General features: G+C 36.0%; 22 protein-coding genes. 14 read left to right on the top strand and 8 right to left on the bottom strand.

Annotation, left to right across the window (positions count from 1 at the left end; genetic code table 11):
• Positions 1–54: 54 nt before the first annotated feature.
• The gene (gene nanU / locus B3P23_RS06155) at positions 55–1,590 is read right to left on the bottom strand and encodes a SusD family outer membrane lipoprotein NanU (protein WP_293925096.1); all 1,536 of its coding nucleotides are present in this window, start codon (positions 1,588–1,590) and stop codon (positions 55–57) included.
• A gap of 22 nt (positions 1,591–1,612) precedes the next feature.
• Positions 1,613–4,912 (bottom strand): SusC/RagA family TonB-linked outer membrane protein, encoded by a 3,300-nt coding sequence (locus tag B3P23_RS06150; RefSeq protein ID WP_293925094.1) that lies wholly within the window; start codon positions 4,910–4,912, stop codon positions 1,613–1,615.
• Between the two features lie 138 nt (positions 4,913–5,050).
• On the opposite strand from B3P23_RS06150, the gene B3P23_RS06145 reads away from it, so the two are divergent.
• Positions 5,051–5,782, top strand: a complete 732-nt coding sequence (locus B3P23_RS06145; RefSeq protein ID WP_045753997.1) for a FadR/GntR family transcriptional regulator — start codon at positions 5,051–5,053, stop codon at positions 5,780–5,782.
• Between the two features lie 227 nt (positions 5,783–6,009).
• Here the strand turns inward: B3P23_RS06145 and B3P23_RS06140 are convergent, their stop codons facing one another.
• Positions 6,010–6,339, bottom strand: a complete 330-nt coding sequence (locus B3P23_RS06140) for a DUF3276 family protein (protein WP_045753998.1) — start codon at positions 6,337–6,339, stop codon at positions 6,010–6,012.
• Positions 6,340–6,623: 284 nt separating this feature from the next.
• Here B3P23_RS06140 and B3P23_RS06135 point away from each other — a divergent pair, with 284 nt between their 5' ends.
• From B3P23_RS06135 to B3P23_RS06115, 5 genes are all read left to right on the top strand, one after another.
• Complete coding sequence (locus B3P23_RS06135) at positions 6,624–7,523, top strand: LiaF transmembrane domain-containing protein (protein WP_293925090.1); 900 nt, start codon at positions 6,624–6,626, stop codon at positions 7,521–7,523.
• A gap of 2 nt (positions 7,524–7,525) precedes the next feature.
• On the top strand, positions 7,526–8,569 hold the full coding sequence (locus B3P23_RS06130) for a sensor histidine kinase (RefSeq protein WP_293925088.1): 1,044 nt from the start codon (positions 7,526–7,528) through the stop codon (positions 8,567–8,569).
• The gene (locus B3P23_RS06125) at positions 8,562–9,302 is read left to right on the top strand and encodes a LytR/AlgR family response regulator transcription factor (RefSeq protein ID WP_045754001.1); all 741 of its coding nucleotides are present in this window, start codon (positions 8,562–8,564) and stop codon (positions 9,300–9,302) included. The genes B3P23_RS06130 and B3P23_RS06125 overlap by 8 nt, the downstream gene beginning before the upstream one ends.
• Positions 9,303–9,338: 36 nt before the next feature.
• Positions 9,339–10,769 carry a serine hydrolase gene (locus tag B3P23_RS06120; RefSeq protein WP_293925086.1) on the top strand — a complete coding sequence of 477 codons (1,431 nt, stop codon included), beginning with the start codon at positions 9,339–9,341 and terminating at the stop codon, positions 10,767–10,769.
• Positions 10,770–10,923: 154 nt separating this feature from the next.
• Positions 10,924–11,925, top strand: a complete 1,002-nt coding sequence (locus B3P23_RS06115; RefSeq protein ID WP_349681554.1) for a D-glycerate dehydrogenase — start codon at positions 10,924–10,926, stop codon at positions 11,923–11,925.
• A gap of 111 nt (positions 11,926–12,036) precedes the next feature.
• Here B3P23_RS06115 and B3P23_RS06110 read toward each other — a convergent pair whose 3' ends face one another.
• A complete protein-coding gene (locus B3P23_RS06110) occupies positions 12,037–12,888 on the bottom strand; it encodes a mechanosensitive ion channel family protein (RefSeq protein WP_045754003.1) in 852 nt (283 codons plus the stop codon).
• A 137-nt stretch (positions 12,889–13,025) separates the two neighbouring features.
• Here B3P23_RS06110 and B3P23_RS06105 point away from each other — a divergent pair, with 137 nt between their 5' ends.
• The 8 genes from B3P23_RS06105 to B3P23_RS06070 all read left to right on the top strand — a co-directional run bounded on the left by B3P23_RS06105 (position 13,026) and on the right by B3P23_RS06070 (position 21,097).
• Complete coding sequence (locus B3P23_RS06105; protein ID WP_293925085.1) at positions 13,026–13,895, top strand: helix-turn-helix domain-containing protein; 870 nt, start codon at positions 13,026–13,028, stop codon at positions 13,893–13,895.
• A gap of 2 nt (positions 13,896–13,897) precedes the next feature.
• Positions 13,898–14,332 carry a DUF983 domain-containing protein gene (locus B3P23_RS06100; protein WP_045754004.1) on the top strand — a complete coding sequence of 145 codons (435 nt, stop codon included), beginning with the start codon at positions 13,898–13,900 and terminating at the stop codon, positions 14,330–14,332.
• 25 nt (positions 14,333–14,357) lie between these two features.
• Positions 14,358–15,530 (top strand): cysteine desulfurase family protein, encoded by a 1,173-nt coding sequence (locus tag B3P23_RS06095; protein WP_293925084.1) that lies wholly within the window; start codon positions 14,358–14,360, stop codon positions 15,528–15,530.
• 90 nt (positions 15,531–15,620) lie between these two features.
• Positions 15,621–15,947 carry a HesB/IscA family protein gene (locus tag B3P23_RS06090; RefSeq protein WP_021189141.1) on the top strand — a complete coding sequence of 109 codons (327 nt, stop codon included), beginning with the start codon at positions 15,621–15,623 and terminating at the stop codon, positions 15,945–15,947.
• Between the two features lie 282 nt (positions 15,948–16,229).
• Positions 16,230–17,237: an aspartate--ammonia ligase gene (gene asnA, locus B3P23_RS06085; protein ID WP_094773427.1), complete on the top strand. Its 1,008-nt coding sequence runs from the start codon at positions 16,230–16,232 to the stop codon at positions 17,235–17,237.
• A 74-nt stretch (positions 17,238–17,311) separates the two neighbouring features.
• On the top strand, positions 17,312–18,616 hold the full coding sequence (locus B3P23_RS06080; protein WP_248753357.1) for a DEAD/DEAH box helicase: 1,305 nt from the start codon (positions 17,312–17,314) through the stop codon (positions 18,614–18,616).
• A gap of 143 nt (positions 18,617–18,759) precedes the next feature.
• Positions 18,760–20,619 (top strand): CocE/NonD family hydrolase, encoded by a 1,860-nt coding sequence (locus B3P23_RS06075; RefSeq protein ID WP_293925079.1) that lies wholly within the window; start codon positions 18,760–18,762, stop codon positions 20,617–20,619.
• A 10-nt stretch (positions 20,620–20,629) separates the two neighbouring features.
• The gene (locus B3P23_RS06070; RefSeq protein WP_293925077.1) at positions 20,630–21,097 is read left to right on the top strand and encodes a hypothetical protein; all 468 of its coding nucleotides are present in this window, start codon (positions 20,630–20,632) and stop codon (positions 21,095–21,097) included.
• Between the two features lie 302 nt (positions 21,098–21,399).
• Here B3P23_RS06070 and B3P23_RS06065 read toward each other — a convergent pair whose 3' ends face one another.
• From B3P23_RS06065 to B3P23_RS06050, 4 genes are all read right to left on the bottom strand, one after another.
• Positions 21,400–22,122, bottom strand: a complete 723-nt coding sequence (locus B3P23_RS06065; RefSeq protein WP_293925076.1) for a class I SAM-dependent methyltransferase — start codon at positions 22,120–22,122, stop codon at positions 21,400–21,402.
• Positions 22,123–22,630: 508 nt separating this feature from the next.
• Positions 22,631–23,416, bottom strand: a complete 786-nt coding sequence (locus B3P23_RS06060) for an enoyl-CoA hydratase/isomerase family protein (RefSeq protein ID WP_293925074.1) — start codon at positions 23,414–23,416, stop codon at positions 22,631–22,633.
• A gap of 12 nt (positions 23,417–23,428) precedes the next feature.
• Positions 23,429–24,274 carry a hydroxymethylglutaryl-CoA lyase gene (locus tag B3P23_RS06055; RefSeq protein ID WP_293925072.1) on the bottom strand — a complete coding sequence of 282 codons (846 nt, stop codon included), beginning with the start codon at positions 24,272–24,274 and terminating at the stop codon, positions 23,429–23,431.
• Positions 24,267–25,412: an acyl-CoA dehydrogenase family protein gene (locus tag B3P23_RS06050; protein ID WP_248753353.1), complete on the bottom strand. Its 1,146-nt coding sequence runs from the start codon at positions 25,410–25,412 to the stop codon at positions 24,267–24,269. The genes B3P23_RS06055 and B3P23_RS06050 overlap by 8 nt, the downstream gene beginning before the upstream one ends.
• Positions 25,413–25,550 lie beyond the last annotated feature (138 nt).

Raw genomic sequence — 25,550 nt, 5'->3', positions numbered from 1 at the left:
GGGGCAGGATATGTTTTTTATTAAAATAATAGCCTATCAGGGATGGGCAGACTATTAAAATTCAGGATAACCAACAGTCTGTTTAAGAGCTCTGTTATTTGTCAGTGAAGCTCGATCAATCGGCCAAAGCAATTTGAAAGCTTCTTGTGCCGATAAACCTGTACGTGAAAACACGTATTGATTACCAAACCTGCGTAAGTCGTACCAATACTTACCCTCCCCTAAAAATTCGAATTTACGTTCTTGTAAAATCGCTTCATTTGGATCTTTATCAACGGATTGATTTGGATAGCCAAACACACTTTCCGTATAATGAATACCAAATGCACGGTTACGTACTAGATTTATTTCTTCTTTTGGGCTTTCTCCTAGAATGACTTTTGCTTCAGCCAACAATAATAAAAGATCTGCATAACGATATACTGGATAGTCATTCGTGTAAGCTCGGGCCCCTGCATTCTGCTCTCCTTGGTACTTCTTTAGAAAACAACCTGCAATTTTATAATTTCCTGCATTATCTTTATTATATGCAGCCTGAATAGAGCTATTTTTACGCGTGTCTAAATCATGATAATTACGATAAGTACTGATACGAGTTGGAATCCGTAATAAACCTCCATAATTATCCTGCGTCACGCTAAATTGACGTTTAGCCAAGGAATCAGAGAAATTAACAAGAATATTTGCATTAGGAACAAAATCAGTAATAAATCCAAGGGTGGCTTCATTCAGTTTATGCCTAAGCACAAATATCATCTCATTATTTCCTTTACTTTTCACATCATTAACACTATTGAAGTCTGTTTGCAAAGCTAAAGGTAAATTAGATTTTACATCTATAAGAGCGTTTTTCGCAATAGTAGCATCTGATTTGGCACCCTCACGATGTGCTGACCACAAATAAACCTCTGCTTTGAGCATCAAAGAAGCACTTTTAGACCAAAATGAACGTTCTTGCTTAATACTATAATCTGTTCCAAAAGCTGAAACTGATTGATCCAAATCTGATTTAATCAGCGCCATTACCTCTGCTGCAGGAGAGGCTGCTTTTGCAAGATTGGAAACTTCAATCTTATCGATAGCCTCTATCTGAATAACAACATCTCCCCAAGTCCGATATAATTGGAAATAGTAAAATGCACGCATGCCATGAGCAATACCCAGATAATAGTTTTTTGTTCCTTCAGTCAATACATTGGTACTGTTCAATTTGTTAATCATCAGATTAAGCTGGTTGATCTGATCATATAATCCTCCAAAGTTGCTTACTCCAGAATTATCCATATCCAAATTGTGTTGCCACATTCGTTCCAGACCTTGTGATGCTTCTCCAGTGAAAGATGCTGTAGTCCCTGGATCATTACCGAAAAGCCCGGCACGCATTTCACCTAAAAATAAAAAATTACGCTCATGTGTTCTAAATCTAGAATGTAAACCGACGACAAATGCATCAAATTGATCTGCAGTCTTCCAGTAAATTTCATCACTATAGTTACTCACTGGCGTAAGTTCCAGATCATTTGTACATGAATTTAATCCCAAACAGGTTAAGCTTCCTACAAAAAGATAGGTTAATATTATTTTTTTCATGATAGTTTTTCAATTAATTCAATTAAAAAGAAAGTTGAACGCCCAAAACATACGATCTCGGAGTCGGATATGTACCCCCATATACACCAGTTGCTACATTGTTTCCATCGACTGGTGGCTCAGGTGTCGGACCAGAAAATTTAGTAATATAAAAGAGGTTATTTCCACTTACATAAACTCGAGCGCGTGAAAGAATATGTGTTTTTGAGTATAACCATTTCGGAAGATCATAGGAAAGGGTAATTTCACGAAGTGCTAAATAATCTCCTTTCTCATAAAATCTAGAATTATTACTATTCAAACTTGGGTTGCCATTATTACCCCGTGTATAATTCTGTTTTGATCCCACAACTTGATCTGCAAAATAAACTTTTGGAATATCTGTTTCCGTATTCGTTGGAGACCATGCTTGTTTTTGTAATTCTAAATAATTAAAGGTTCCTTGATAATTACCCAATGTACGCGCTACAAGATCATTATAAATAGTATGTCCTAATGCAAATTCCCAATTGGAAAACATATTGAATCCTTTGTAACTCATATTGGTAGTGAAACCACCAGTCCACTTAGGATTGATATTGCCGATATATACTTGATCACGAGAATCGATTATATTATTACCATCAACATCAAGCCAATTGACATCACCGGGCGTTATCCTTCCATTTTTACCTGCAGGTAGATTTGGTCCAGTAATTCCAGCGATTTGATCCGTTCTATTGCCCGCTATCTGACTTACTTCTGCATCATCTTTAAAGATGGAAACTTGTTTATAAGCATAGATATCACCTAATGTTTGACCTTCTTGGTAACCACCTACCCATTTAACCTGACCTGAAGCTGGATCATAAACCTGTAAACCGCCCTGTCTATTATTTTCAACACCATTGTATGGAAGTTCTAATATTTTATTTTTGACAAAAGCAGCATTTGCACCAATATTTAAATTAAATCCATCAGGATTTTTTAAAATCTGTGATTGTATTGCGACTTCGAAACCTTTGTTTTGTAAAGTTCCTAAATTCGTTGTAATGTTTGGAAACCCGACGTAACTAGGCAACAGCAAATTGGTAAGCAAATTACTTGTACGACGATCATAATAATCTAGCAATACCGTAATACGATTATTCAGTATACCTAAATCTAAACCCGCACCTGTTGTTTTACTTGTTTCCCAAGCTAGATTCTTATTTACTGGTGAAGTATTTAAATAACCGGCAAGACCATTATAACTAGTCTGCACATTATATACTCCTTGTACTTGGTAGCGACCTAGACCTGCGATATTTCCATTCTCACCATAACTTATCCGTGGTTTGAAGGTGGTTATATATTTTGAAAGAACGGATTTCTTAAAAAACTCTTCTTGATGCATATTCCATCCTGCGGATGCCCCAGGAAAAAATCCAGTACGATTTCCTTGTGCTAATATAGAAGTCCCATCTAATCGATATACAGCATTGATCAATATTCTGCCATCATAATCATATGCAAGTCGTCCCATTGAAGATATGATTCGGTACTCAGATGCATTACTGGTATTACTTCCAGCTGCGAAAACCGTAGATGCATTGACCGTAGGGATATCATCAGTAGGTGCATTTTTTCCATACACTTGCATATAATCAGTCTTCACTTTAAAATATTCTGCTCCCACCATTGCAGACATATTATGCTTTTCTGCAATACTTTTCGAATAATTTAAGATACCATTAAACTGTGTTTGAAAGTCTCTATTCAAATTGCGAATAGCATCTCTTGAGCTACTAGCTATCGTTTGTGGATTTGAAAATATATTGGAATAAGTTTGCGTAGACATCTGGAAAGACTCATTCAACTCTTCTTTCATATAAGCATTGCCTGTTGCTTTAAAATAAAGGTCCGGAAATATATCCCATTTTAAAGAAGCATTCGCGACTATACGGTTCGTTTCATTTTTACGTTTCAAACGTCCTAACCAGTATAACGGATTACCATCACTAGCTGAAACTCCAGGATTTGGTAGCGTTTTAGCTTCATCAATCCATGGGTTAAAGGTAGGCCAAATCGCTAATGTCCTATAGATTGCATTCGTTTCAGAAGAAGGTGTTCCATATTGTGAAGCAGTGGAAAGTGTCACATTGGTAGATACTTCCACGTTAGGTTTCAATTTGTAAGACCCATTGATATCACCCGTGTATCTTTTGTAACTCGAGCCAACGATCACGCCATCTTCATTATAGGCATCGAATGCTGCGAAATATTTCCCTTTATCATTTCCTCCCGAAACATTTACATAATGATCTTTTGTATAGGTATTCCTAAATAAGGCATCTTCCACTTCACCACCATGATCTTTATAAATGATCTGACCTCCATAGGGATCATCCACAAGCTTCCAACCCTGATTTAATAAGGGCTTCAATTCATCTGTGAATTTTTTAATATCAAATGCCAAATTGTAAGCAGGATCTGGTGAAATACCCAATCCCCTTGAGCTATTGACAGATTGCAATGAGCGCCCAGCATTTAAATAGCCTTGTCGCGTATACTGGATATAATCACCCGCATTCATATATTCATAACCTGCTCGGCGCTGATTAAAGCCTCCGACAAATTTGTAGGATATATTAGAAGTGCCTGCCTTCCCTGTTTTAGTGGTCACCAAGAGCACTCCATTGTTTGCTCTAGCGCCGTAAATAGCTGTCGCAGAAGCATCTTTCAATAAATCAATCGACTCAATGTTTTCAGAACTGATATCATTCAGATCCCGAATGACACCATCAACAATAACTAGCGGTGCTCCCGGATTATTGATAGAGGCCCCACCTCTTAACTTTAACATAGGAGCTGCACCTGGTTGACCAGATTTATTAACAACCTGTAATCCTGGAATACTTCCTTGAAGTGCAGTTGCAACATTAGATCTAGGCGAATTTTGAAGTACTTCTTTATCCAATTTAGAAATAGAACCTGTTACACTTCTTCTGCTCTGTGTACCATAACCCACCACAACAACTTCATCAATTTGTTGATTTGATAATTCTAATTTGATATCCAATGTTTCCCCTTGACCAACTTTTACTTCCTGAGATTTATACCCTGTAGAAGTGATGATTAAGACTGTATTTGGATGAGTCGGTAAAATAAATGATCCATCAGCACTAGTTTGTAAGGATTGTTTACTCCCTTTTACACTGACTGTGACATTACTGAGCACCTCTCCCGTAACGGCGTCCCTAACCTTACCTTGGATGTTTCGATCTTGTGCATGCACTAAAGCTAGATTTCCTGCTAGCATAGACCAAATTAATAAATGTTTTAATTTGCGGTTTGAATACATATTGGTTATTATTAAGTATTACATAAAGCAAATCTAAATAAATTAATTTGTAAAAAGCAACAAATATTTAACATTATGTATAACATAGTTGTTATTAATTATGTGTATATTTGTTTTTAAGCGTATACAAGCACTTTTATGAGCACAAATTCAACATTAATCAACTTTGTAAATACCATTGACACCTCTTCTTTAGTGGATAAAGTAGAGAAAGAAATCATCAATCTATTTATAAGTCAAGGGCTAAAAATAGGAGATGCACTTCCAAAAGAATTAGAATTGGCTGAAACTTTAGGGGTGAGTCGCACAGTAATACGTGAAGCTATGTTGCGATTAAGATTAGTCGGGTTGGTAGAATCCAAAAAACATAGAGGAGCAGTATTAACAAGTCCCGATTTAATCAGTCCAATGAAAAAATCGCTTTATCCAACCATTATGGATGATAAAACATTACGTGATTTATTCGAAATGCGCTTAATTTTAGAGCTTGGAATGGCTGATTTATTGTATCAACGCATTACTCCCGAAGATATTCAAGAATTGGAAGCTATTGTTTCAAAAGAATCTATTGATTTAGACAATAGTATATTTGACATTGAAATCGAAGTTGCTTTTCATGGAAAGCTTTATGAAATTAGTGGCAATATTATGTTAAAGGATTTTCAGAATTTACTTTTACCTGTATTTAAATTCGTTCACTCAAGTGGAATGTTGATTGAAAAATCCAATTCAAAAAACTTTATATCCCATCGCGGGCTTGTCGATATTTTAAAAGTCGGTACTCCCGAAGTATTTCGAAATGCGATGCGTCAACATTTAGACAATCACTTTCAGCGCATACAACAATATGATAACACCATGATTGATTAAAAAAATCATCTGGTCAAAAAAAATACAAGCAATAACTAGCATAGGAGTAATGTCTGGAAAACGGCTATAATTTGTTACACACAATTGGTATTGTTGGCAATAGATCACCGCTTCCTTTTGGATTGATTCAAGAAGTTTAAGATATTATCTACACTTCATTCTAATTTTAAAAAATAAAAAGGGCAATAATTTTATTACAGCCCTTCTTTATTTAATTTGTAAAAATTTTAGAAAGAAAAATCATCTTTAGATGATTCACTAGCATATGCTGGGTCCTCAAAATTAGGCTCATAACGTTTTTCAACAACTTCTTGATTCGACTTAATGTATTCAACAACATCTGTCAAACCTTCTGCAAATTTTTCAAAGTCTTCTTTGTACAAGAATATTTTGTGTTTAATAAACTGTCCGTCTTCAAAACGTTTTTTACTTTCAGTGATGGTAATGTAGTAATCGTTAGACCGTGTAGCCTTTACATCAAAAAAATAAGTACGTTTACCTGCTCTCACTTTTTTTGAAAAAACCTCTTCTCGCTCTTTGTTTTCAAAATCTCCCATTGGTTATTATTTAAGTTTAAGTAATCTTAATCTTTGATAAATATATAATAATTAGCATGAAACTTCCAAATATTATTGGAAAAAAAATAAATATTTAGCCTGTCCTGCACTATTTTAGCATATTTCACATTTATATTTGACTATTTTGTACATTCAATCGGTTGATAAGAATATCTTTTCACCGAGGATTTTATTACATTTACCGAATAATATTGATCGATTACCTATTTCAATTACTCAAGGTTATAAAACACCTATATCTTTGAAGTATAAATTTAAAAGTCATGGAAAAAGAGCCATTCGTACCAAAAAGTAACAACAGCAAAAATATCATAGGTGGTATCATCATACTCATTGGAATCCTATTATTGCTAAAAAATTTAAACATAGATTTCTTCTTCCCATCATGGATATTTGGTTGGTATATGATCCCGATCATTATAGGTCTAGTAATCGGTGTTAATTCCAATTTTCAAAAAAAATCCTCTGTTATATTAATAGCCGTTGGTCTAGCATTTCTTGCCAAAAGAATTATGCATACTGATTTTGGAGGTATTATTTTTCCCGTACTGATTATAGGATTAGGAGCCTACTTTATTATGGGCAGAAAAAAAGGATTGCCCCCACTTCCACCTACTCCACTAACTCCTAATAACCCACCTAGACCTCCTGCGGATTTTGATTGGGACAAGCGCGTTGTCGATCCTAATACAGAAAGTGTTCAGGCTGAAGGTGAAGATAGACTAACAGATGAAAATTCTACTATAAACGATAACAGTAAACAAGGTCTGCTCAACGAGCAGACCTTCGCTGCTCCAAATTACTCACAAACTGATAATAGCTTCGAGGATGTACTCAATGTCAACTCCATATTTGCAAGTCTTAAAAAGCTCATTCTATCTAAAAACTTTAGAGGAGGAAATATCGCTTGTATGTTTGGTAGCGTATCCATTGACCTGACACAAGCAGATATTACCGATGTCGCAGTTATTGATGCCTTTCAAATGTTTGGCAGTGCTAAAATTATTGTTCCAGCAAATTGGACAGTATACTCCAATGTATCTTCGGTTTTCGGAGATGTCGATGATCGACGTTTCAATGTGGGTCTCACCAGAGATCCTGCAAAAAAATTATATATTACAGGCACCTGTCTTTTTGGAAATTTGACCATTAGAAATGCCTAGCCATGAAGGATAAACTGTTATTGCAGAATAAAAATCGACTCATATTAATCATTTGTTTAAGCATATTGCTAGGCTACTTTGTCATGCAATATGCTTTGATGTATAGATCTGGTTTTCCGAGTGAAATAACCATTAAAGACTCTATTATCAATAGCCTTACGATGATGCTGTGTTGTTATGCCATTTCAACAACACTAAACTATTACATCCCAAAACCCAATCAAATCTGGAAAGTACTGATTATTGGATTTATCATGAGTGGTATCAGCATCCTAGGTAGTCGCCTGGTCGTTCAGTATTATTTACCAAAAGAGCATTTAAAAATATATGATCTAATCATCCCTTACCGATACATTGTCAATTTTCTTATTCTAACTTCTGTTGCCATCTTTATTATCGTCTGGAATATACAAGAAGAGTATATTTCAAATATCAAAAGAAAGCAAGACTCTGAAAATCAGTTGCGCGAAGCAGAATTATACAACCTTAGACAACAATTACAACCTCATTTTCTTTTCAATAGCCTAAACTCTATCATTGCACTAATTGGTAGCAAACCAGAAGAGGCTCGCAATATGACTTTCCAGTTATCAGATTTTTTGCGCGGCACACTTCGTAAAGAAAACAATCAATTAATTGTCTTACAAGAAGAGCTAAATCATTTAGAATTATACTTAGATATTGAAAAAGTAAGATTTGGTCACCGGCTTTATATCCATATAGATCATGATCAAGATGTCTTATCGACTAAGATACCGGCGATGATCTTACAACCGCTGGTAGAAAATGCCATTAAACATGGACTATACAACGTTACCGAAAATGTCACCATTAACATTAAATGTTTCTTAGAGAACAAAATGTTGCATGTCTCCATAGAAAATCCTTTCGACCCAAGTGAAGCTATCCAATCCAAAGGAACAGGATTTGGACTTACAAGTATTGAAAGACGTTTATTTCTACTTTTCGGTCGAAATGATCTTCTGACAACTCATAGTGAAAACAATATATTTACCAGTAGTATCAAAATACCGCAATATGATTAAAGTTATCCTTATTGATGATGAACCCTTGGCGCGTTCTATCTTAGTAGAATACCTCAAACAGGACCCATCAGTTTCTATTGTTGCTGAATGTGGAGATGGATTTGAAGGAGTAAAAGCAATACAGCAACATCAGCCTGATCTCTTATTTCTAGATGTTCAGATGCCAAAATTGACCGGTTTTGAAATGTTGGAATTAGTAGAAAATCCACCTGCAGTCATCTTTACAACAGCATTTGACGACTATGCATTAAAAGCATTCGAAAAAAATGCCATTGATTATTTGATGAAACCAATTTCACCTAATCGATTTAGACAGGCATTTGAAAAGTTTAAATTAAATTTTGCCAAACCAGCTGCAGAGCCTGCACCAAATTATGAAGCTGTTATACATCAAGAGGAATCCAAATTAGATCGTATTGTAGTGAAAACTGGAACGCAGATTAAAATTATACCAGTTCCACAAATCAAATATTTAGAAGCGTACGATGACTACGTCAAAATTCATACGGCAGACGGTATGTTTCTGAAAAATAAAACAATGGCTTTTTTTGAAAAACATCTAGATGAACAAACATTTGTCAGAATTCATCGCTCTTATATCATCAAAGTTGATCAATTAGCACGCATAGAACCTTGGGAGAAAGATAGTTTTGTTGCTATCCTGATTACCGGTGAAAAATTAAATATCAGTAAGTCAGGATATGCCCGATTAAAACAAATGATTGGCATATAGATAAAGTTTATGTAAATTTGCAGCAGTATATTCATTATGAAAAATTTTATTGCTGCACTTTTACTCAGTAGTTCATTGTCTGCTGTTGCTCAACATTCTAATCAAGAACAAATAAATCATACATTCTATAATAAAATAGAATTTTTTATCAATTCACAACAGACAGACTCCATTTATAAATTGGCTAATGAAGATTTTAAGCGAGCAGTACCTTATTCTACTATAAAAAACTTACTGGAAAATGAAATTTATCCATTAGGTAGGATCAAACATGCTGAAAAAATAAACTTCAGTAATGGAGTAAGTCAGTACCGTGTGGATTTCACCGATAAATCCTTTCAGGTTCCCTTCGGTATGGATAGCACATTTCATTACCACACTTTAGGTTTTCAACCCGTTACCAAACCAATTGCAGAGAAACAGGCACCCGTATTAACAAATACAGTTGTCGAAAATAAAGTTGATTTTTTCATTGATTCTACGGCCAATATTTATACAAAAAAAGGAAATACTCAATCTTTAGCAATTGGTATAATAAAAAATGGACAGTTAAACACCTATTTTTACGGTGAAACTGAAAAAGGAAATAAAGTGCTACCAACAAGTGGTACTCTTTATGAGATAGGATCTCTTTCCAAAATTTTTACAGCGACCCTACTTGCTAATTTTGTTGAAAATGAAACATTAAGTCTCGATCAATCGATCATTGATTTTTTGCCCGATTCTTTAAAAACAAATCCAAGCTTACAAAAAATCACCTTCAAAACTTTAGCTAATCACACATCAGGTTTACCTCGATTACCAAAAAACCTTGAAAAAACAAAAGGTTTTGATCCTAATAACCCTTACAAGGATTATGACAAAAAATATTTATACCAATATCTAGCGACTTTCAAAGCAGAAAATCAAGCCGGAGAAAAATATGAATATAGTAATCTTGGGTATGCATTATTAGGAGATATATTAACATCACTTAATAAAAAAAGTTACAATACATTAATCCAAGAAACTATTGCAAAACCTTTAGGCCTAACGTCTACTACTGATATTCTAAATCCTAAAACACAATACCTTCCCAAAGTATATAATACAAATGGAGAAGAAACTAAAGCCTGGGATTTTCAAATATTTAGCGCTGCTGGCGGTTTAAAATCTACTGTAACAGATCTACTCAACTTTGCCCAAGTGCAATTTAAAATGCCTCAAACCCAATTAGAAAATGCTATGGCACTTACTCGCCAATTCACTTATTTTCTTCCTCCTAGCACAGACATTGGCTTAGCTTGGCATATGGATTTATTAGATGATATTACGTACTGTTATCACACTGGCGGTACAGGAGGTAGCAGTTCATTCATAGCTATTGCACCAGATAAAAAAACAGCGGTTGTTTTACTCTCAAATGCAGCAGAATCTGTAGAAACAAATGGATTATCAATTTTCCATTTTCTACTTTCTCAAAAATAAGAAAAAGCAATTATCCAAATCATTAGGGGACATATGCTATCATATATCCCCTATTTTTTTTATTTTCCATATTCAAAAATTCTGGATGTTAGAGGAGTTATTGGCTTTTATATAAAACAAATTTTCCTAAGTTTGGTTATATTAATTTGATGTAATGAGTATGAAAGTTTTTATCAGTAGAACAATTCCCCAAAAAGCAATTGATAGTTTAAAACAGGCTGGTTTTGAGATTATCTATCGTACTGAACCTGGAAATATCGATCAATCCGATTTAATTGAGTCCTGCCAAAAGGTCGATTATCTTTTTGCGGCAGGACATAACCTCTTAGATGCGAAGTTTTTCAATGCCTGTGGTCATCTCAGAGGAATTGCCTTGATGAGTGCTGGATATGATAGCGTTAATCTTCGTCAAGCTACCAAAAACGGTATACCGGTGAGCAATACTCCCGACGTCTTATCCAATGCAACAGCTGACATCGCCTTCCTATTAATGCTAGCAGTATCAAGAAAAGCATTTTATATGAATCGCAAAATCACCAGTAACCAATGGAAAGATTTCGAATTGACCGAACACTTAGGAATTGAATTAAACGGAAAGACATTAGGTATATTTGGATTAGGACGTATCGGATTTGAACTTGCTCGCAAAGCCAAAGCCGCTTACAACATGAACATCATCTATCACAATAGGCATCCTAATCAACATGCGCATAAATTACTAGATGCTACATACGTTAATTATGATGAATTGCTGACGCAAAGTGATGTGCTATCGGTACATGCCAACCTTTCTGCTGAAACAAAGAATAAATTTAATAAAGATGCCTTTAAAAGAATGAAAAACACCGCCATTTTTATTAATACAGCACGAGGAGGCTTGCACCAAGAGCAAGATTTATATAACGCATTGATAAATGGCGAATTATGGGGAGCAGGTTTAGATGTGACAAATCCAGAACCGATGATTGCCAACAATCCATTAATTAGCTTGCCCAATGTGGCCGTACTGCCACATATTGGATCCGCCACAATAGAGGCAAGAGATAACATGGCATTAATGGCAGCCAATAATTTAATAGCACTAAAAAATCAAATCAAAATGCCACAAATACTAAATAACGAGATCTATGAAGATAATATACAAAATAATCAATAAAATCAACAAATTGATTTTGCCAAGATACGCGAAGAAAGATCCTTCAAAGTTAAAAAAGTACCAACAAGCTATTATAGCTTATCGATACTTCATTTTAATTAGATCCTTAGATTAAGATTTCATAATACGGTCCTGTCCCCCATTTGGATCCGAAATAATACGCATCTCGGTCTGCGGATAAGGGATACTAATATTATTTTTATCCAAAGCAATTTTAATAGCTTCTTGATTTTCATTATTGGCAGGCCAAAAATCTTCTTTCTTTGTCCATGCCCGTATGGTCAAATTAACAGAGCTATCCCCCAATCCTTTTACAAAAACCTCTGCCGCAGGCGTTTTTAGAATACGAGGATCAGCATGGAGTACATTCATAATGATTTCGCGAGCTTCTTTAATATTAGCATCGTACGAGATACCTACAGTATACTCAAAACGTCGATTGGTAATTTTTGTGAAATTTTGAATAACGGAGTTTGCTAAAGGACCGTTTGGACTAAATACACGAACACCATCTCCCGCAATTAAAGTTGTATATAAGATATCGATTCTTTCCACAGTACCCGAAGTTCCATTATTACTGCTCATATAGTCCCCGACTTCAAACGGTCTAAATAAAAGAATCAATACCCCGCCAGCAAAATTACTTAAACTCCCCTGTAAGGCTAAACCTGCTGCTAGACCAAATGCAGATAATGCGGCAATAAACGACGTTGTTTGAATTCCCATCGTACTTGCTACAGTCAAGAATAATAATGCGTAAAACACAACACGCAATATACTCATCGCAAATCCACGTATTGATAAGTCTACATGACGCTTTTCAAATCGTCTACTGATGAGGTTCAGCAAAAACTTGACAAGGTAACTTCCGACGATTAATATAATAATCCCTGTAATAATGCTTGGCACCTTTAAAAGTACCACATCTAATAGCGTGTCCAGACTGGTTTCTAATCTATTCATGTGTAATCTGATTTTTGTTCCATATAAATATAATAATTGAATCACAATTTGGCAATAAATTTACCGATCGTTGAAAAACACCATTAAATCGATAATTAAATCAGTTTTTAATATGATATTTGAAGTAAATTTGTAGTGTGACAAAGAAAAGTACCATACCCGTATTAGATAACTGCTCCATCAATAATGATTCGAGCAGCCTATTATTTGTCGATCATCTGGCTGATTATATCGCAAAGCACCACAACATGGTATTCCCGCATAAGCACAATTTCTACCATTTTGTATTATTTACAAAGGGCTCAGGCAATCATTTAATCGATTTCGAAAAGCATGACATAGAAGCTTATCAAATCTACTTTATGGCACCTGGACAAGTACATACTTGGAACTTCAGTGGTGACGAACAAGGTTTTGTAGTGAATTTTGATCCAGAATATTTTCAATCTTTTTTACTGAGGACTGACTATTTAAACCGTTTCTCATTTCTAAGTGGACAGAGTGATCAAATTGTTTTTACTATACCAGAGACCAATCGACAAGAAGCTTTAAAGATGTTTGAAGCATTTTACCAAACGAGCAAAAATCCAATTGCTACAGATTTAATTCGGGTGAGTCTGCTCCAACTATTACTTTGGATCGAGTCATGGCATGGCACAAAAACAGAAAAAACAAGTAATCCCTATAATTATACCATTTTCCATAATTATCAGCGATTAGTTGAAAAAAACTTTAAAGAAATCAGATTACCCAAAGCATACGCAGAACAATTATTTATTACCCCCAATCACTTGAACGCGATCTGCAAGTCTTATATCGGGAGTTCTGCTGGAGAGATAATCAGGGAGCGCGTATTGCTTGAAGCAAAAAGGTTATTGGTCAATAAAAATCTCAATATTAATGAGATCGCAATCGAGTTGAATTTTAATGACAACTCTTATTTCACTAAATTTTTTAAAAAAGCTACTGGATTAACACCCGATGAATTCAGAAAAAACAACAGTTAGATATGAAAGAGAACGAAACTACCTACGAATTATCAGAGTTTAAAGCTGCCAGCAAAGCACTGTGCCCTCGCTGTCGAAAAGGTAAAATATTCACAGGGAATACTTACGGTTTTAAAACTCAAAAAATGAATACACATTGTGATTATTGTGGTTTACGTTATGAACGAGAACCTGGTTATTTTTATGTATCCATGTTTGTCAGCTACGCATTTACAGTAGCCGAAATGATCACAGCTTGTGTCGCTGCCTATGTGATTACCGGCAATGACAATTCTTTTTGGCTGTATTCAATTGTCGCTTTATTAACAGTTTTTATACTTAGTCCTTTCAATTACCGATATTCTAGGGTCGTATTGATGTATTGGTTGAGTCCAGGATTAAACTACAATCCCAACATTAAACAAAAGGAAATCAATCCTACATCAAGGACTTTATAAAAAAGATAATTTCTACCTTTATATCATGAAGGATTTGATTTATCTTGACAATAATGCGACTACAAGAATTATGGATGATGTATGGAATACCATGGTACCCTATTTCATCCATAATTATGCAAACGCATCTAGCCTGTATCACAGTATGGGACGCGAAGCCAATGCTGTTATAGAAAAGGCCCGTACGCAAGTTGCACAAGCACTCAATTGCCAAACAAAAGAAATTTTTTTCAATTCAGGCGCAACTGAATCTATCAATACGGTTATAAAGGGAATCTTTAAGAACTATCAATCAAAAGGAAAACATATCATCACCGTCAGGACAGAGCATAAAGCTGTTTTGACTACCATACAAGATCTAGAAAGACAAGGAGCTGTAGTCACTTATCTAGAGGTAGACCACTCAGGAAAAATTGATCTTACCTTGCTAGAAGATCATATTACCCCAGAGACCATATTAGTGTGCATCATGGCCGCAAACAATGAAACAGGCTATATCCACCCGATTAAAGAGATTGCGGCCATCTGCAACAGAAAAGACTGCCTTTATTTTTGTGATGCAACCCAATACATCGGCAAAATTCCACTCGATCTTGCCCAAACCCCTATCGATATATTGTGTTTAAGCGCCCACAAGCTACATGGGCCCAAAGGCATTGGAGCACTGTTTATTCGCCGTAAAAGCAAGCCGATACAAGTAAGCCCATTAATCGTCGGAGGAGGACAAGAGCATGGTTTTCGAGCAGGAACATACAATGTTCCCAATATCGTTGGACTAGGAGCGGCAATCATAAATATACCACATGACGATACTATCATGCAACTAAGGAACAATCTAGAAAGTGCCTTAAGTACTCTACCTGAAGTATACATTCATGCAAAAGAAGTATCACGACTACCCAATACCACATCCATCTGTTTCAGGCATATATTAGCGAGCGAACTTATGACCCATTGTCCACAACTCGCCCTTTCTTCTGGATCCGCATGTGTGAGCGGCACAAGAGATCCTTCCCACGTATTACTCGCTATGGGCGTTTCAAAAGAAGACGCATTAGCAACAGTAAGATTTAGCTTAAGTAGATTGACGACAACAGAAGAAATAGCGGCTACAATTAGCTTAATAACAGAAGCATTAATAAAAATTAGACAAAACTCACCTATTTGGCAACTCTTTCAGGCTGGTCTTATTACTTAATTATTACATTTACAAACAGATTTATATTGGAAATAAAAAAGAAGTTAGCGTAATTTGTAATATTCAATATTAATATAATAATTCATCGATATGGTAACCGTAACAGACAAAGCAAAATCTCGAATTGAAGAGATAATGAGTACTGAAAAATATGACAGCAGTTATTTTGTGCGCGTTGCTGTTGAAAGCGGAGGTTGTTCAGGCTTAAGCTATAAGCTACATTTTGATAACGAAGAAAAAAAAGGTGATCAGTTTTGTGAAGATAAAGGTGTTAAGGTATGCTTAGATATCAAATCATTCTTATACCTAGCTGGAACAGAACTTGACTATTCGGATGGATTAGATGGAAAAGGATTCGAATTTCATAATCCAAATGCGACAAGAACATGTGCTTGTGGCGAAAGTTTCTCCGTTTAAAAAAACAAACATATAAAAATAAAGAGGTCGCCATAAAGATATGGCGACCTCTTTATTTTTAGTATCTCATCAATTCAGGCATATTCTTGCCATCAAATCAAAAAAACATCACAGCAGAAATAAATTTTATAACAATACCTTGTTATATCTGAAATATTGTTATTTTTGATGCAAATTGAGGGAAAACAGAATTTGTATGGGCCATAGATTCACATAAATTCTCGACTAATACAAATAAAAAATAGATAACCAAGAGGCTATTTTTTGATATATATACATTTCATGGATAAAAGAAAGTTATTAAAAACTGAAGTTGCTATTAGTTTTGTAAAGGATACTTTTGCACAACAACTTAGAAATAATTTAGGATTGATTCCTATCTCATCACCTTTGGTTGTACTCGATGGTACAGGTATAAATGATGATTTAAACGGGATCGAAAGACCAGTCGCATTCCCGATCAAAGCATTACAAGAACGCAAAGCTGTAGTTGTTCACTCACTTGCAAAATGGAAGCGTTTAAGATTAAAAGAGTTAGAACTGGAGATTGGAGAAGGTATATTAACCGATATGCGAGCACTACGTCCTGATGAAGACTATACCCCCATCCATTCTATTTACGTAGATCAGTGGGATTGGGAAAAAACAATCTCGGCAGAGCAAAGAACATTTTCATTTTTAAAAGATATTGTTCTCAAAATATACGATGCATTACGCTTTACTGAAAAACAAGTAGAACGTCAATATCCTGATATTAAAGCAGTATTGCCAGAAGAGATTACCTTTATCTCCTCCGAAGCACTATTACAAACTTATCCAACATTGACTCCTAAAGAAAGAGAAAATGCAATTGCCAAAGAATATGGGGCTGTATTTATCTATGGTATCGGCGGTGTTTTATCTAATGGCGAAGCTCATGATGGACGCGCGGCAGATTACGATGACTGGAGCACAGACAATGGTAGCGGCACCAATGGTCTCAACGGTGATATTTTAGTATGGAACCCTGTTTTGAATACCGCTTTTGAATTATCTTCTATGGGAGTACGTGTTGACAAAACAGCTTTACAGAGACAGCTTGTTATCAGAAATAATCCGGAAAGAGCAGCATTATCCTTTCACAAAATGCTTTTGAATGACGAATTGCCAGAAGCCATTGGCGGTGGCATAGGCCAATCTAGAGTATGTATGTTTATGCTAAAAAAAGCACATATAGGTGAAGTTCAAGTAAGTATCTGGGACGAACAAGAAAAACAATCCTTACAAGATAAAGGCATTCATTTATTATAATTGAATGCCCCAATATAATAAAAGGTCTGCCGTAGCAGACCTTTTTTATGTAATACTTTGTGTACTTTTGTAACATGCAAATAGACGCCATATTACAAAAACTCCATATCTCTTCGCTCAATGAAATGCAAAATGAGGTGTTGGAAAAATTCAAAGAAAAAGAAAATCTCATCCTACTGTCACCAACAGGTTCAGGTAAAACCTTAGCTTTTGCATTGGCATTGATGAAAACTTTAGATAAAGATGCAGCAGAAGTCCAATCTTTGATCTTAGTCCCGACTCGGGAATTGGCTTTGCAGATCGAATCCGTATTAAAAAGAATTGCTACCGGTTTTAAGATAACATGTTGCTACGGTGGTCACGATACCAAAACCGAAAGAAACAACCTGAAAAATCCTCCCGCTATACTGATCGGTACACCTGGTCGTATTGTATATCATCTTGAGCGCAATCATTTTGATCCAACTCAGATCAAGACCTTAGTGTTGGATGAATTTGACAAATCGCTGGAATTAGGATTTCAAGAACAGATGTCTTTTATCATTGATTATTTAACAACCTTAGAAACACGCATATTAACCTCGGCTACCGCAATGAAAGATATACCTGATTTCACTGGTATATCAACTGCTACAGAAGTTAATTTCCTCAACGATACACATAGTACCCCAGCATTAACAATCAAAAAAATTGTTGCACCTATCCATAAAAAACTCGAAGCCCTATTTCAATTGCTGTGCAAAATAGGAAATCAAAAAGTCCTCATTTTTTGTAATCATCGTGATGCTGTTGATCACATCAGTGAATTACTGCAAAATCGGGATATTATACACGACGTGTTTCATGGTGGACTCGAACAAAGCGATCGCGAATTGGCCCTACTAAAATTCAGAAACAATAGCAATCACATCTTGATCACAACAGACCTTGCCGCTCGAGGACTTGATATTCCCGAGATTGACGCCATTATCCACTATCAGTTACCTTACCGAGAAGATGATTTTACGCACAGAAACGGTCGTACAGCACGCATGCAAGCCAAAGGTGAAGTCTTTATCATTTTAAAACCTGACGAAGATTATCCTTATGTTGCTGATGATATTGCAATCGAAGAAATAGACGGAGAATATGATTTACCAAAAAACTCTGAATTTGCAACCCTATACTTCTCAGCAGGTAAAAAAGATAAAGTAAACAAAATTGATTTAGTTGGTTTTTTACTAAACTTGGATCAAATTGAAAAAAGTGATGTAGGGATCATCGAAGTGAAAGATAGAGAATCCTTTGTCGCAGTAAAACGTTCGTTAGTGAGCACCATATTAAAACATTCCAATTTAGAAAAAATCAAGGGTAAAAAAATTAGAATTCTAAGAAGTTAGAAAATTTAATCCTTGATATCCACTATTTTTTTACACATATACCAAACCAGATTACACGCTAAAACGCTTAATCTGGTTTTTTTTTAATCCATTATTTTAGAGATTTTCCTTACCTTGTCTTATCGAAACATTAATCTAACACCATGAAAAAAGCACTTATCGTTTTTTCAGCTCTTGTCATAAGCGTTACATATCAAGTAAAAGCACAAGAGACGCTCGAAACGAACTATGTTAAAACCCATTATGACAAAAAGGAAATCACAATCCCAATGCGTGATGGTGTAAAACTTTTTACGACCATATATACACCAAAAGATAAAAGCCAGAGATATCCTGTTTTACTAAATCGTACTCCATATACCGTTGGCCCCTATGGTGAAGATAAATTTAAAGAGACTTTAGGAAATTTTCCAGCAATGACTCTGGAAGGTTATATATTTGTTTATCAAGATGTACGTGGCAAATGGATGAGTGAAGGAACATTTGATGATATTAGACCGACCAATTTAAAAAATGGAAAAAAGGAAATTGACGAAAGCACAGACACATACGATTTACTAGAATGGCTCAGTAAGAATCTCCAAAACTACAATGGCAAAGCAGGCATGTACGGCATTTCCTATCCAGGATTTTACTCGACCGTAAGTCTGGTCAAAACTCACCCATCTCTAAAAGCAGTATCCCCCCAAGCACCAGTTACAAATTGGTATATGGGCGACGATTTTCACCACAATGGCGTACTATTCACAGGAGACGCATTCAAATTCATGTCCAGTTTCGGAATCCCTAGGCCAAAAACCATCACACCGGATCAAGCACCCAAAACTTTTCAATATCCATCTAAAGATGTTTATCAATTTTATATGAATGCCGGAACTGCCAAAGATCTAAAAGACACCTACTTTGGAGATTCTGTAAAATTCTGGAATGACGCATTTGCTCATCCACATTATGATCAGTTCTGGAAAGACCGCGAGATCTTACCACACTTAACAGATGTTAAACCTGCTGTCATGGTTGTTGGTGGCTTCTTCGATGCAGAAGATGCATACGGCACATTTGAGACTTATAAAGCAATAGAAAAACAGAACCCAAAGAATAATTCGATATTAGTCGCAGGACCTTGGTTTCATGGAGGATGGGTACGAGGCGATGGCAGTTCCTTCGGTGACATCCAATTCGACCAAAAAACTAGTGTGACCTATCAAGAAAAATTTGAATTGCCATTTTTCAATTACTATTTAAAAGGAAAAGGTGATTTTAAAGCTGCTGAAGCCAATATTTTTATCACAGGAAGCAATCAGTGGAAAGCATTTGAAAAATGGCCTCCGCAAGATGTAGAAAACAAAAAACTTTATTTACAACCACAGGGAAAACTTGGCTTCGAAAAAGTTGGTCGCACAGATTCTTGGGATGAATATGTCAGCGATCCCAACAAACCCGTACCCTATCAAGGAGGTGTTATGGAGAGCCGCACGCGCGAATACATGATCGATGATCAGCGTTTCGCTTCATCTAGACCTGATGTTATGGTGTATCAAACAGAACCGCTAACAGAAGATATGACCATAGTAGGCCCTATTACAAACTTCTTAAAAGTATCCACCTCTGGAACAGATGCCGATTATGTTGTCAAACTAATTGATGTTTATCCCGCAAACAGCCCTTCATTCAACAACAAAGTGATGGATGGATACCAAATGCTAGTTCGCGGTGAGATTATGGCGGCAAAATATCGAAATGGATTTGAAAAAGCAGAACCTATGCAACCCGATTTCGTTACAGCTGTCAACTACAGTATGCCAGATGTCGCACATACCTTCAAAAAAGGACACCGCATCATGATACAAATACAAAACACATGGTTTCCTATTGCAGAACGAAATCCGCAGCAATTTTTTGAAGGTTATGAAGCCACAGCCAGTGACTATAGAAAAGCAACACATCGCATATTTCACGACCAAAACAACTCTTCTTATATTGAGTTTTCAGTATTAAAATAAGTATAATAGCATGCTCTACCATTTTTTCCTTGCCCTGCACTCGGCTAGCAGATGGATGATTGTCATCTGTCTTATTCTTTTGTTATTGCGCAGCTATATGGGCTGGAAAAAAAAGTATCAAATAAAACTGTATGATAGTACTCTTCAGATCATAACACTAGCCTTACTTTACATACAGTTTGCAGTAGGATTAACACTCTATTTTGAAAGCCCGATCGTACAATACTTTATTGACAATTTTAAAGAAGCCGTCAAATTACGTCAGGTACGTTTTTTTGGCATGGAACATATCACCATGATGACCATTGGCATTATCGTATTTACAATTGGTTATATAAAAGCACATAAAGCCCCAAGCAGTGAAGCTAAATTCAAAACGATATTTATCTACACGACTTGGGCTACATGCATTATCTTGACCTCAATACCCTGGGAATTTTCTCCCTTAACAAGCAGACCGAGTTTCAGAATGTTTTAAGCAGATTATACACCGCTCCAACTGAGCGCTCCTTATTCTTTGCGCGAAGTCATCCTCTATAGTCATAACACTGACTTCAATTTATCTAATGGTATAAACAAAGTGTACCGATCAGCCTATTTAAGCTCCCGTGACTACTGAGCTAATCAAAACCCCGCCCTAACTCCTCAAAGCACAAAAAAGGTCAGCAGATTAGATTAAATCGAGACATATCATTCCCCATAACGAAGTCGGTAACATAGCAGATCAAAATCAATTGAAGTAATTTGCAATAGCAGTTATGTAAATATTTCAATATAACACTAATTTACAAGTGCATAATTACCACATGAATAACGGGTAATAGGATCTATATCTTCCGAGTAAACTATTTTATAGCCACGATCCAACATGAACGATACATCCACCCCATTGCAGTATAAAATTATTATTTTTCTATATCTCTTATTCAGAGATAATTCCATATTATCTAGCACAGATTTTAAAACAGATGGAGCAAATGGGTTAAAAAAATAAAATACATTGACATCATCCTCAATGACATAATCCACTGCGTTACAATTGACAATTTTATAATCTAAAACCCTGTTTCCGATAAATTTTTGAACATTTCTGCGACATTCATCTACCAACAGTGGAGATAGTTCAACACCTATATAACGTTTGAAATTGTATCGAGTTGCCAGCAAAATAGCAGCCCCTTTTCCACATCCAAAATCAATAAAAGTGCTTTCATGCCAGCAGAAATCGATATTTTTCAACATTCTATTAAAAGTGTAATGTGCAATAGGCTCATAATTACATGCACCTTTGTTCTGAATATTAAGTTCTTGCGGTGTCATTACCCCAGCCAGATTAATGCGGTACTTTAAAAAATACAAATAGCGACTATAAATAAATTTACAAGTATTGACCACTCCACGTTGTTTTGTCAAAAACCTGATCCTATCAAGAGCATACTTGGCTTTTTGACGAAACCCCTTCATTTGTGTGTAGCCTCCTTTTCTTGTACCAAAATCAGTCATCTCATAAATTTACAATTTAAAAACAGGAAATTCAAGAAAATATAATCACGACATCAAACCCATTGTGCTTTCCATACAAATAGCAGCATACGAGACCTTTAACACTAATCAATTGATGGCATTTTAATTCTCAAATTCAAGTAACATGAACTAAAAAAGATCAGTTAAAAACTGTATGATATATACTTTAAATAATCACTTTTATCTTAATTTACATACAGTTTATCTTAGGATCAACCCTATTTATATTGGGCTTCCAATGATCAAATTATTCTATCAGCAACTTTCAAAAAATGATCAAAGAACGCTTCTTATTCATACAACTGATCACCATGATCATTATATTCACCATTAGTAATATAAAACCAAAAAAACAAAGCAGTGCAGATAAGTTCAAAACGATCTTGATCTACACTGCTTGGACAAGAGGCATTATCACTACATCTACACCCTGAGGGGACTCACCATCAACAAATACACCCAGTTTTAAAACATTTTAATAACACGATCATTCGCCCCTCCATTTGGGAGCCCGTTTTTCAATACGCGCAGTCACCCCTTCTTTAAAGTCATGACTCGTCCTCAATTTATCCAACTGTCGAAGTAAAAAAGTATACTGATCAGCCGATTTAAGCTCACGCAATTGCTTCGCCGCCTCAAAGCCCATCTTTATTGCCAAAGGAGCAGCAGAAGTAAGCTTAGCCATCAATGCAGGCAAAACATCTGGCTTTTGATCCATTAACTCATATACTAGTCCCATGCTTTTCATTTCCTGGGCCGTTATGACCTCAGAATGTATACAGAGATCCATCGCTTTATGATAGGGAAGATGCTTCAACAGACCAGCCAACACTTGAAAAGGAAATAAACCAATCTGTACCTCAGGTAAAGAAAACTGAACAGACGAATGCGCAAAAACATAAGTACACTCCAAAATCATCAAAAAACCACCAGCAATCACATGACCTTCAATAACCGCAATCGACGGTTTATTCAGAAATGACATCACCTCCCCCAATGACAAATCCACGTGCGGCACTACATCCGAATACTCCATGTTATCTGGATTCTCAAAAGCTTTTAGATCCATACCAGCACAAAAAACAGGACCTTCAGCATCAAGTAGCAGAACCCGAACTTCGGGATCAGCATCCGCTATTTGTATCGCATGATAAATCTCATCAATCATTATTGGCGTAAATGCATTGCGCTTTTCAGCACGAGCAAGTGTCAAATGAAAAACATGATCAACCAATTTTACCTTAATAAACTTATAATTTATATAACCATTCATAAGTAACTGACTTTATGATATTAAATTAACAAACTCACCTCCTAAAGATATTATTTTATCCTGTCCTTTTCGATCAAAATAATACAATAAATCCTCAGTTGGTATATTGCCAACCAATTCATCTTCGGCAAAAGGGCAACCGCCAAAACCTAAAATAGCACCATCAAATTTCCGACAACCAGCGAGATAAGCCGCATTAATTTTATCCAAACTACTCGCTTTAGGAGAATGAAAATGTGCTCCAATATGTAATGCCGGAAATTGCAGGATCGCTTGTTCAAAAAGCTCAGTTATCTGTGGCGCTGTTGCCTCCGACGTTGTATCCGCCAAGGAGAATTCCACAACCCCTAGGGCAGCAATTTTGTCCATCCAATCAAGCACGAGCTCATTACTCCAAAAATCACCAAAAGGATTTCCAAATGCCATGGATATATAGACGACCATTTGTTTTTTATTCCGATGAGCGATTTCCACAATCCCCTTCAACCGTTCAAAAGAATCCACAATAGAAGCATTCGTATTGCGTCTTTGAAAGACCTCAGAGATCGAAAATGGATAACCCAAATAAGTAATATTATCCGATTTCACAGCACGTAGAGCACCTTGTTCATTAGCAATAATGCCCAGCAGCTTCGTTTGTCCAGAGGTATTTAACTGACGAAGCACCTCTTCTGTATCCGCCAATTGCGGAACAGCCTTTGGAGATACAAACGATCCGCAGTCAAGCCAGTCAAACAGCTCACTTTCAAGCAGCATGTTCAAATACTTAACCTTTTTTTCCGTTGGAATAAACTGTGCTATCCCCTGAATAGCATCTCGTGGACATTCCACCAAAATTACAGCATCCTTTTTAGACATCTTTTTGAATTTCCCGAGAAATAACCATCTTCTGTATACTTGATGTACCTTCCCCGATTGTACATAATTTTGCATCCCTAAAGAACTTTTCTGCAGGATAATCTTTCGTAAAACCATATCCCCCGAAGATCTGTACTGATTCATTAGACACAGACACAGCAGCTTCAGATGCGTACAGCTTAGCCATTGCCCCTATTTTAGAAATACGCTCACCACGATCTTTCATATAACCAGCTTGACGAGTTAATAATTCTGCCGCTTCAATTTCAGTAGCCATTTCAGCAAGCTTAAAGCCAACAGCCTGAAATTCAAAAATCTTCTGATTAAACTGCTCTCTTTCATTTGCATACTTCAGAGCACACTCATATGCACCGCGAGCAATACCTAATGATAGCGCTGCAATCGAAATACGTCCACCATCCAATAGTTTCAATGCCTGAACAAAGCCCTGTCCCTCCTCACCGACCATCTGATCCTGATGTATACGGCAATTATCAAAAAACAAACAAGCAGTTTCCGAGGCACGCATACCTAGCTTGTTTTCCTTTTTACCAGCAGAAAACCCTTCAGTCCCTTTCTCGACAATAAAAGCAGTCACTCCTTTTTTGTCTCCCTTCTCACCTGTACGCGCAAGCACAACAGCTACATCCGAACTAATCGCATGCGTAATAAAATTTTTAGAACCATTCAGCACAAAATAATCACCATCACGAACCGCCACAGTTGCCAAACCTCCAGCATCAGACCCCGAACCTGTTTCTGTCAGTCCCCAAGCACCAAGCCATTCTCCCGTTGCTAATTTGGGTAAATATTTTTGCTTTTGATTTTCATTTGCAAAACTCAATATATGGTTTGTACACAATGAATTATGTGCCGCTACCGAAAGTCCTATAGAACCACAGACTTTGGATATTTCATCCAAAACAGTGATATACTCTTGATATCCAAAACCAGACCCGCCATAAGCTTCAGGGACAATAATACCCATAAAACCATGCTCACCAAGTTTCTTAAATAAAGGCGCAGGAAATGTTTGTGCCTCATCCCATTCCATGATGTAGGGACGAATATGAGTTTCCGCAAAGTCTCTAGCACTTTGACGAATCATCATCATTTGTTGTTCATTTTCAATAAACATAAATGTTATTTTTAATTTATAATTGGAATTCTGTTATTTACAATAATAACAAAATTATAACATCTTTTTTTAGAGAAACTCAAAATTTAATGTTAAATTTATCTCATATTATCAAATTCTGAATTTGACATGCTTAAA

Source organism: Sphingobacterium sp. UBA6320 (genome assembly GCF_002440335.1).
Lineage (GTDB): Bacteria > Bacteroidota > Bacteroidia > Sphingobacteriales > Sphingobacteriaceae > Sphingobacterium.
Note: the sequence above shows the minus strand (reverse complement) of the source record. Positions and strands in the feature narration are given on the sequence as shown.

Excerpts from the sequence above, each read along its gene's own strand:
- asnA (WP_094773427.1), top strand. The coding sequence starts at position 16,230 with ATGGATAAAAGAAAGTTATTAAAAACTGAAGTTGCTATTAGTTTTGTA.
- B3P23_RS06075 (WP_293925079.1), top strand. The coding sequence starts at position 18,760 with ATGAAAAAAGCACTTATCGTTTTTTCAGCTCTTGTCATAAGCGTTACA.
- nanU (WP_293925096.1), bottom strand. The coding sequence starts at position 1,590 with ATGAAAAAAATAATATTAACCTATCTTTTTGTAGGAAGCTTAACCTGT.
- B3P23_RS06100 (WP_045754004.1), top strand. The coding sequence starts at position 13,898 with ATGAAAGAGAACGAAACTACCTACGAATTATCAGAGTTTAAAGCTGCC.
- B3P23_RS06135 (WP_293925090.1), top strand. The coding sequence starts at position 6,624 with ATGGAAAAAGAGCCATTCGTACCAAAAAGTAACAACAGCAAAAATATC.
- B3P23_RS06130 (WP_293925088.1), top strand. The coding sequence starts at position 7,526 with ATGAAGGATAAACTGTTATTGCAGAATAAAAATCGACTCATATTAATC.
- B3P23_RS06125 (WP_045754001.1), top strand. The coding sequence starts at position 8,562 with ATGATTAAAGTTATCCTTATTGATGATGAACCCTTGGCGCGTTCTATC.
- B3P23_RS06140 (WP_045753998.1), bottom strand. The coding sequence starts at position 6,339 with ATGGGAGATTTTGAAAACAAAGAGCGAGAAGAGGTTTTTTCAAAAAAA.
- B3P23_RS06070 (WP_293925077.1), top strand. The coding sequence starts at position 20,630 with ATGCTCTACCATTTTTTCCTTGCCCTGCACTCGGCTAGCAGATGGATG.
- B3P23_RS06145 (WP_045753997.1), top strand. The coding sequence starts at position 5,051 with ATGAGCACAAATTCAACATTAATCAACTTTGTAAATACCATTGACACC.
- B3P23_RS06110 (WP_045754003.1), bottom strand. The coding sequence starts at position 12,888 with ATGAATAGATTAGAAACCAGTCTGGACACGCTATTAGATGTGGTACTT.
- B3P23_RS06120 (WP_293925086.1), top strand. The coding sequence starts at position 9,339 with ATGAAAAATTTTATTGCTGCACTTTTACTCAGTAGTTCATTGTCTGCT.
- B3P23_RS06095 (WP_293925084.1), top strand. The coding sequence starts at position 14,358 with ATGAAGGATTTGATTTATCTTGACAATAATGCGACTACAAGAATTATG.
- B3P23_RS06090 (WP_021189141.1), top strand. The coding sequence starts at position 15,621 with ATGGTAACCGTAACAGACAAAGCAAAATCTCGAATTGAAGAGATAATG.
- B3P23_RS06080 (WP_248753357.1), top strand. The coding sequence starts at position 17,312 with ATGCAAATAGACGCCATATTACAAAAACTCCATATCTCTTCGCTCAAT.
- B3P23_RS06060 (WP_293925074.1), bottom strand. The coding sequence starts at position 23,416 with ATGAATGGTTATATAAATTATAAGTTTATTAAGGTAAAATTGGTTGAT.
- B3P23_RS06055 (WP_293925072.1), bottom strand. The coding sequence starts at position 24,274 with ATGTCTAAAAAGGATGCTGTAATTTTGGTGGAATGTCCACGAGATGCT.
- B3P23_RS06065 (WP_293925076.1), bottom strand. The coding sequence starts at position 22,122 with ATGACTGATTTTGGTACAAGAAAAGGAGGCTACACACAAATGAAGGGG.
- B3P23_RS06115 (WP_349681554.1), top strand. The coding sequence starts at position 10,924 with ATGAGTATGAAAGTTTTTATCAGTAGAACAATTCCCCAAAAAGCAATT.
- B3P23_RS06050 (WP_248753353.1), bottom strand. The coding sequence starts at position 25,412 with ATGTTTATTGAAAATGAACAACAAATGATGATGATTCGTCAAAGTGCT.
- B3P23_RS06150 (WP_293925094.1), bottom strand. The coding sequence starts at position 4,912 with ATGTATTCAAACCGCAAATTAAAACATTTATTAATTTGGTCTATGCTA.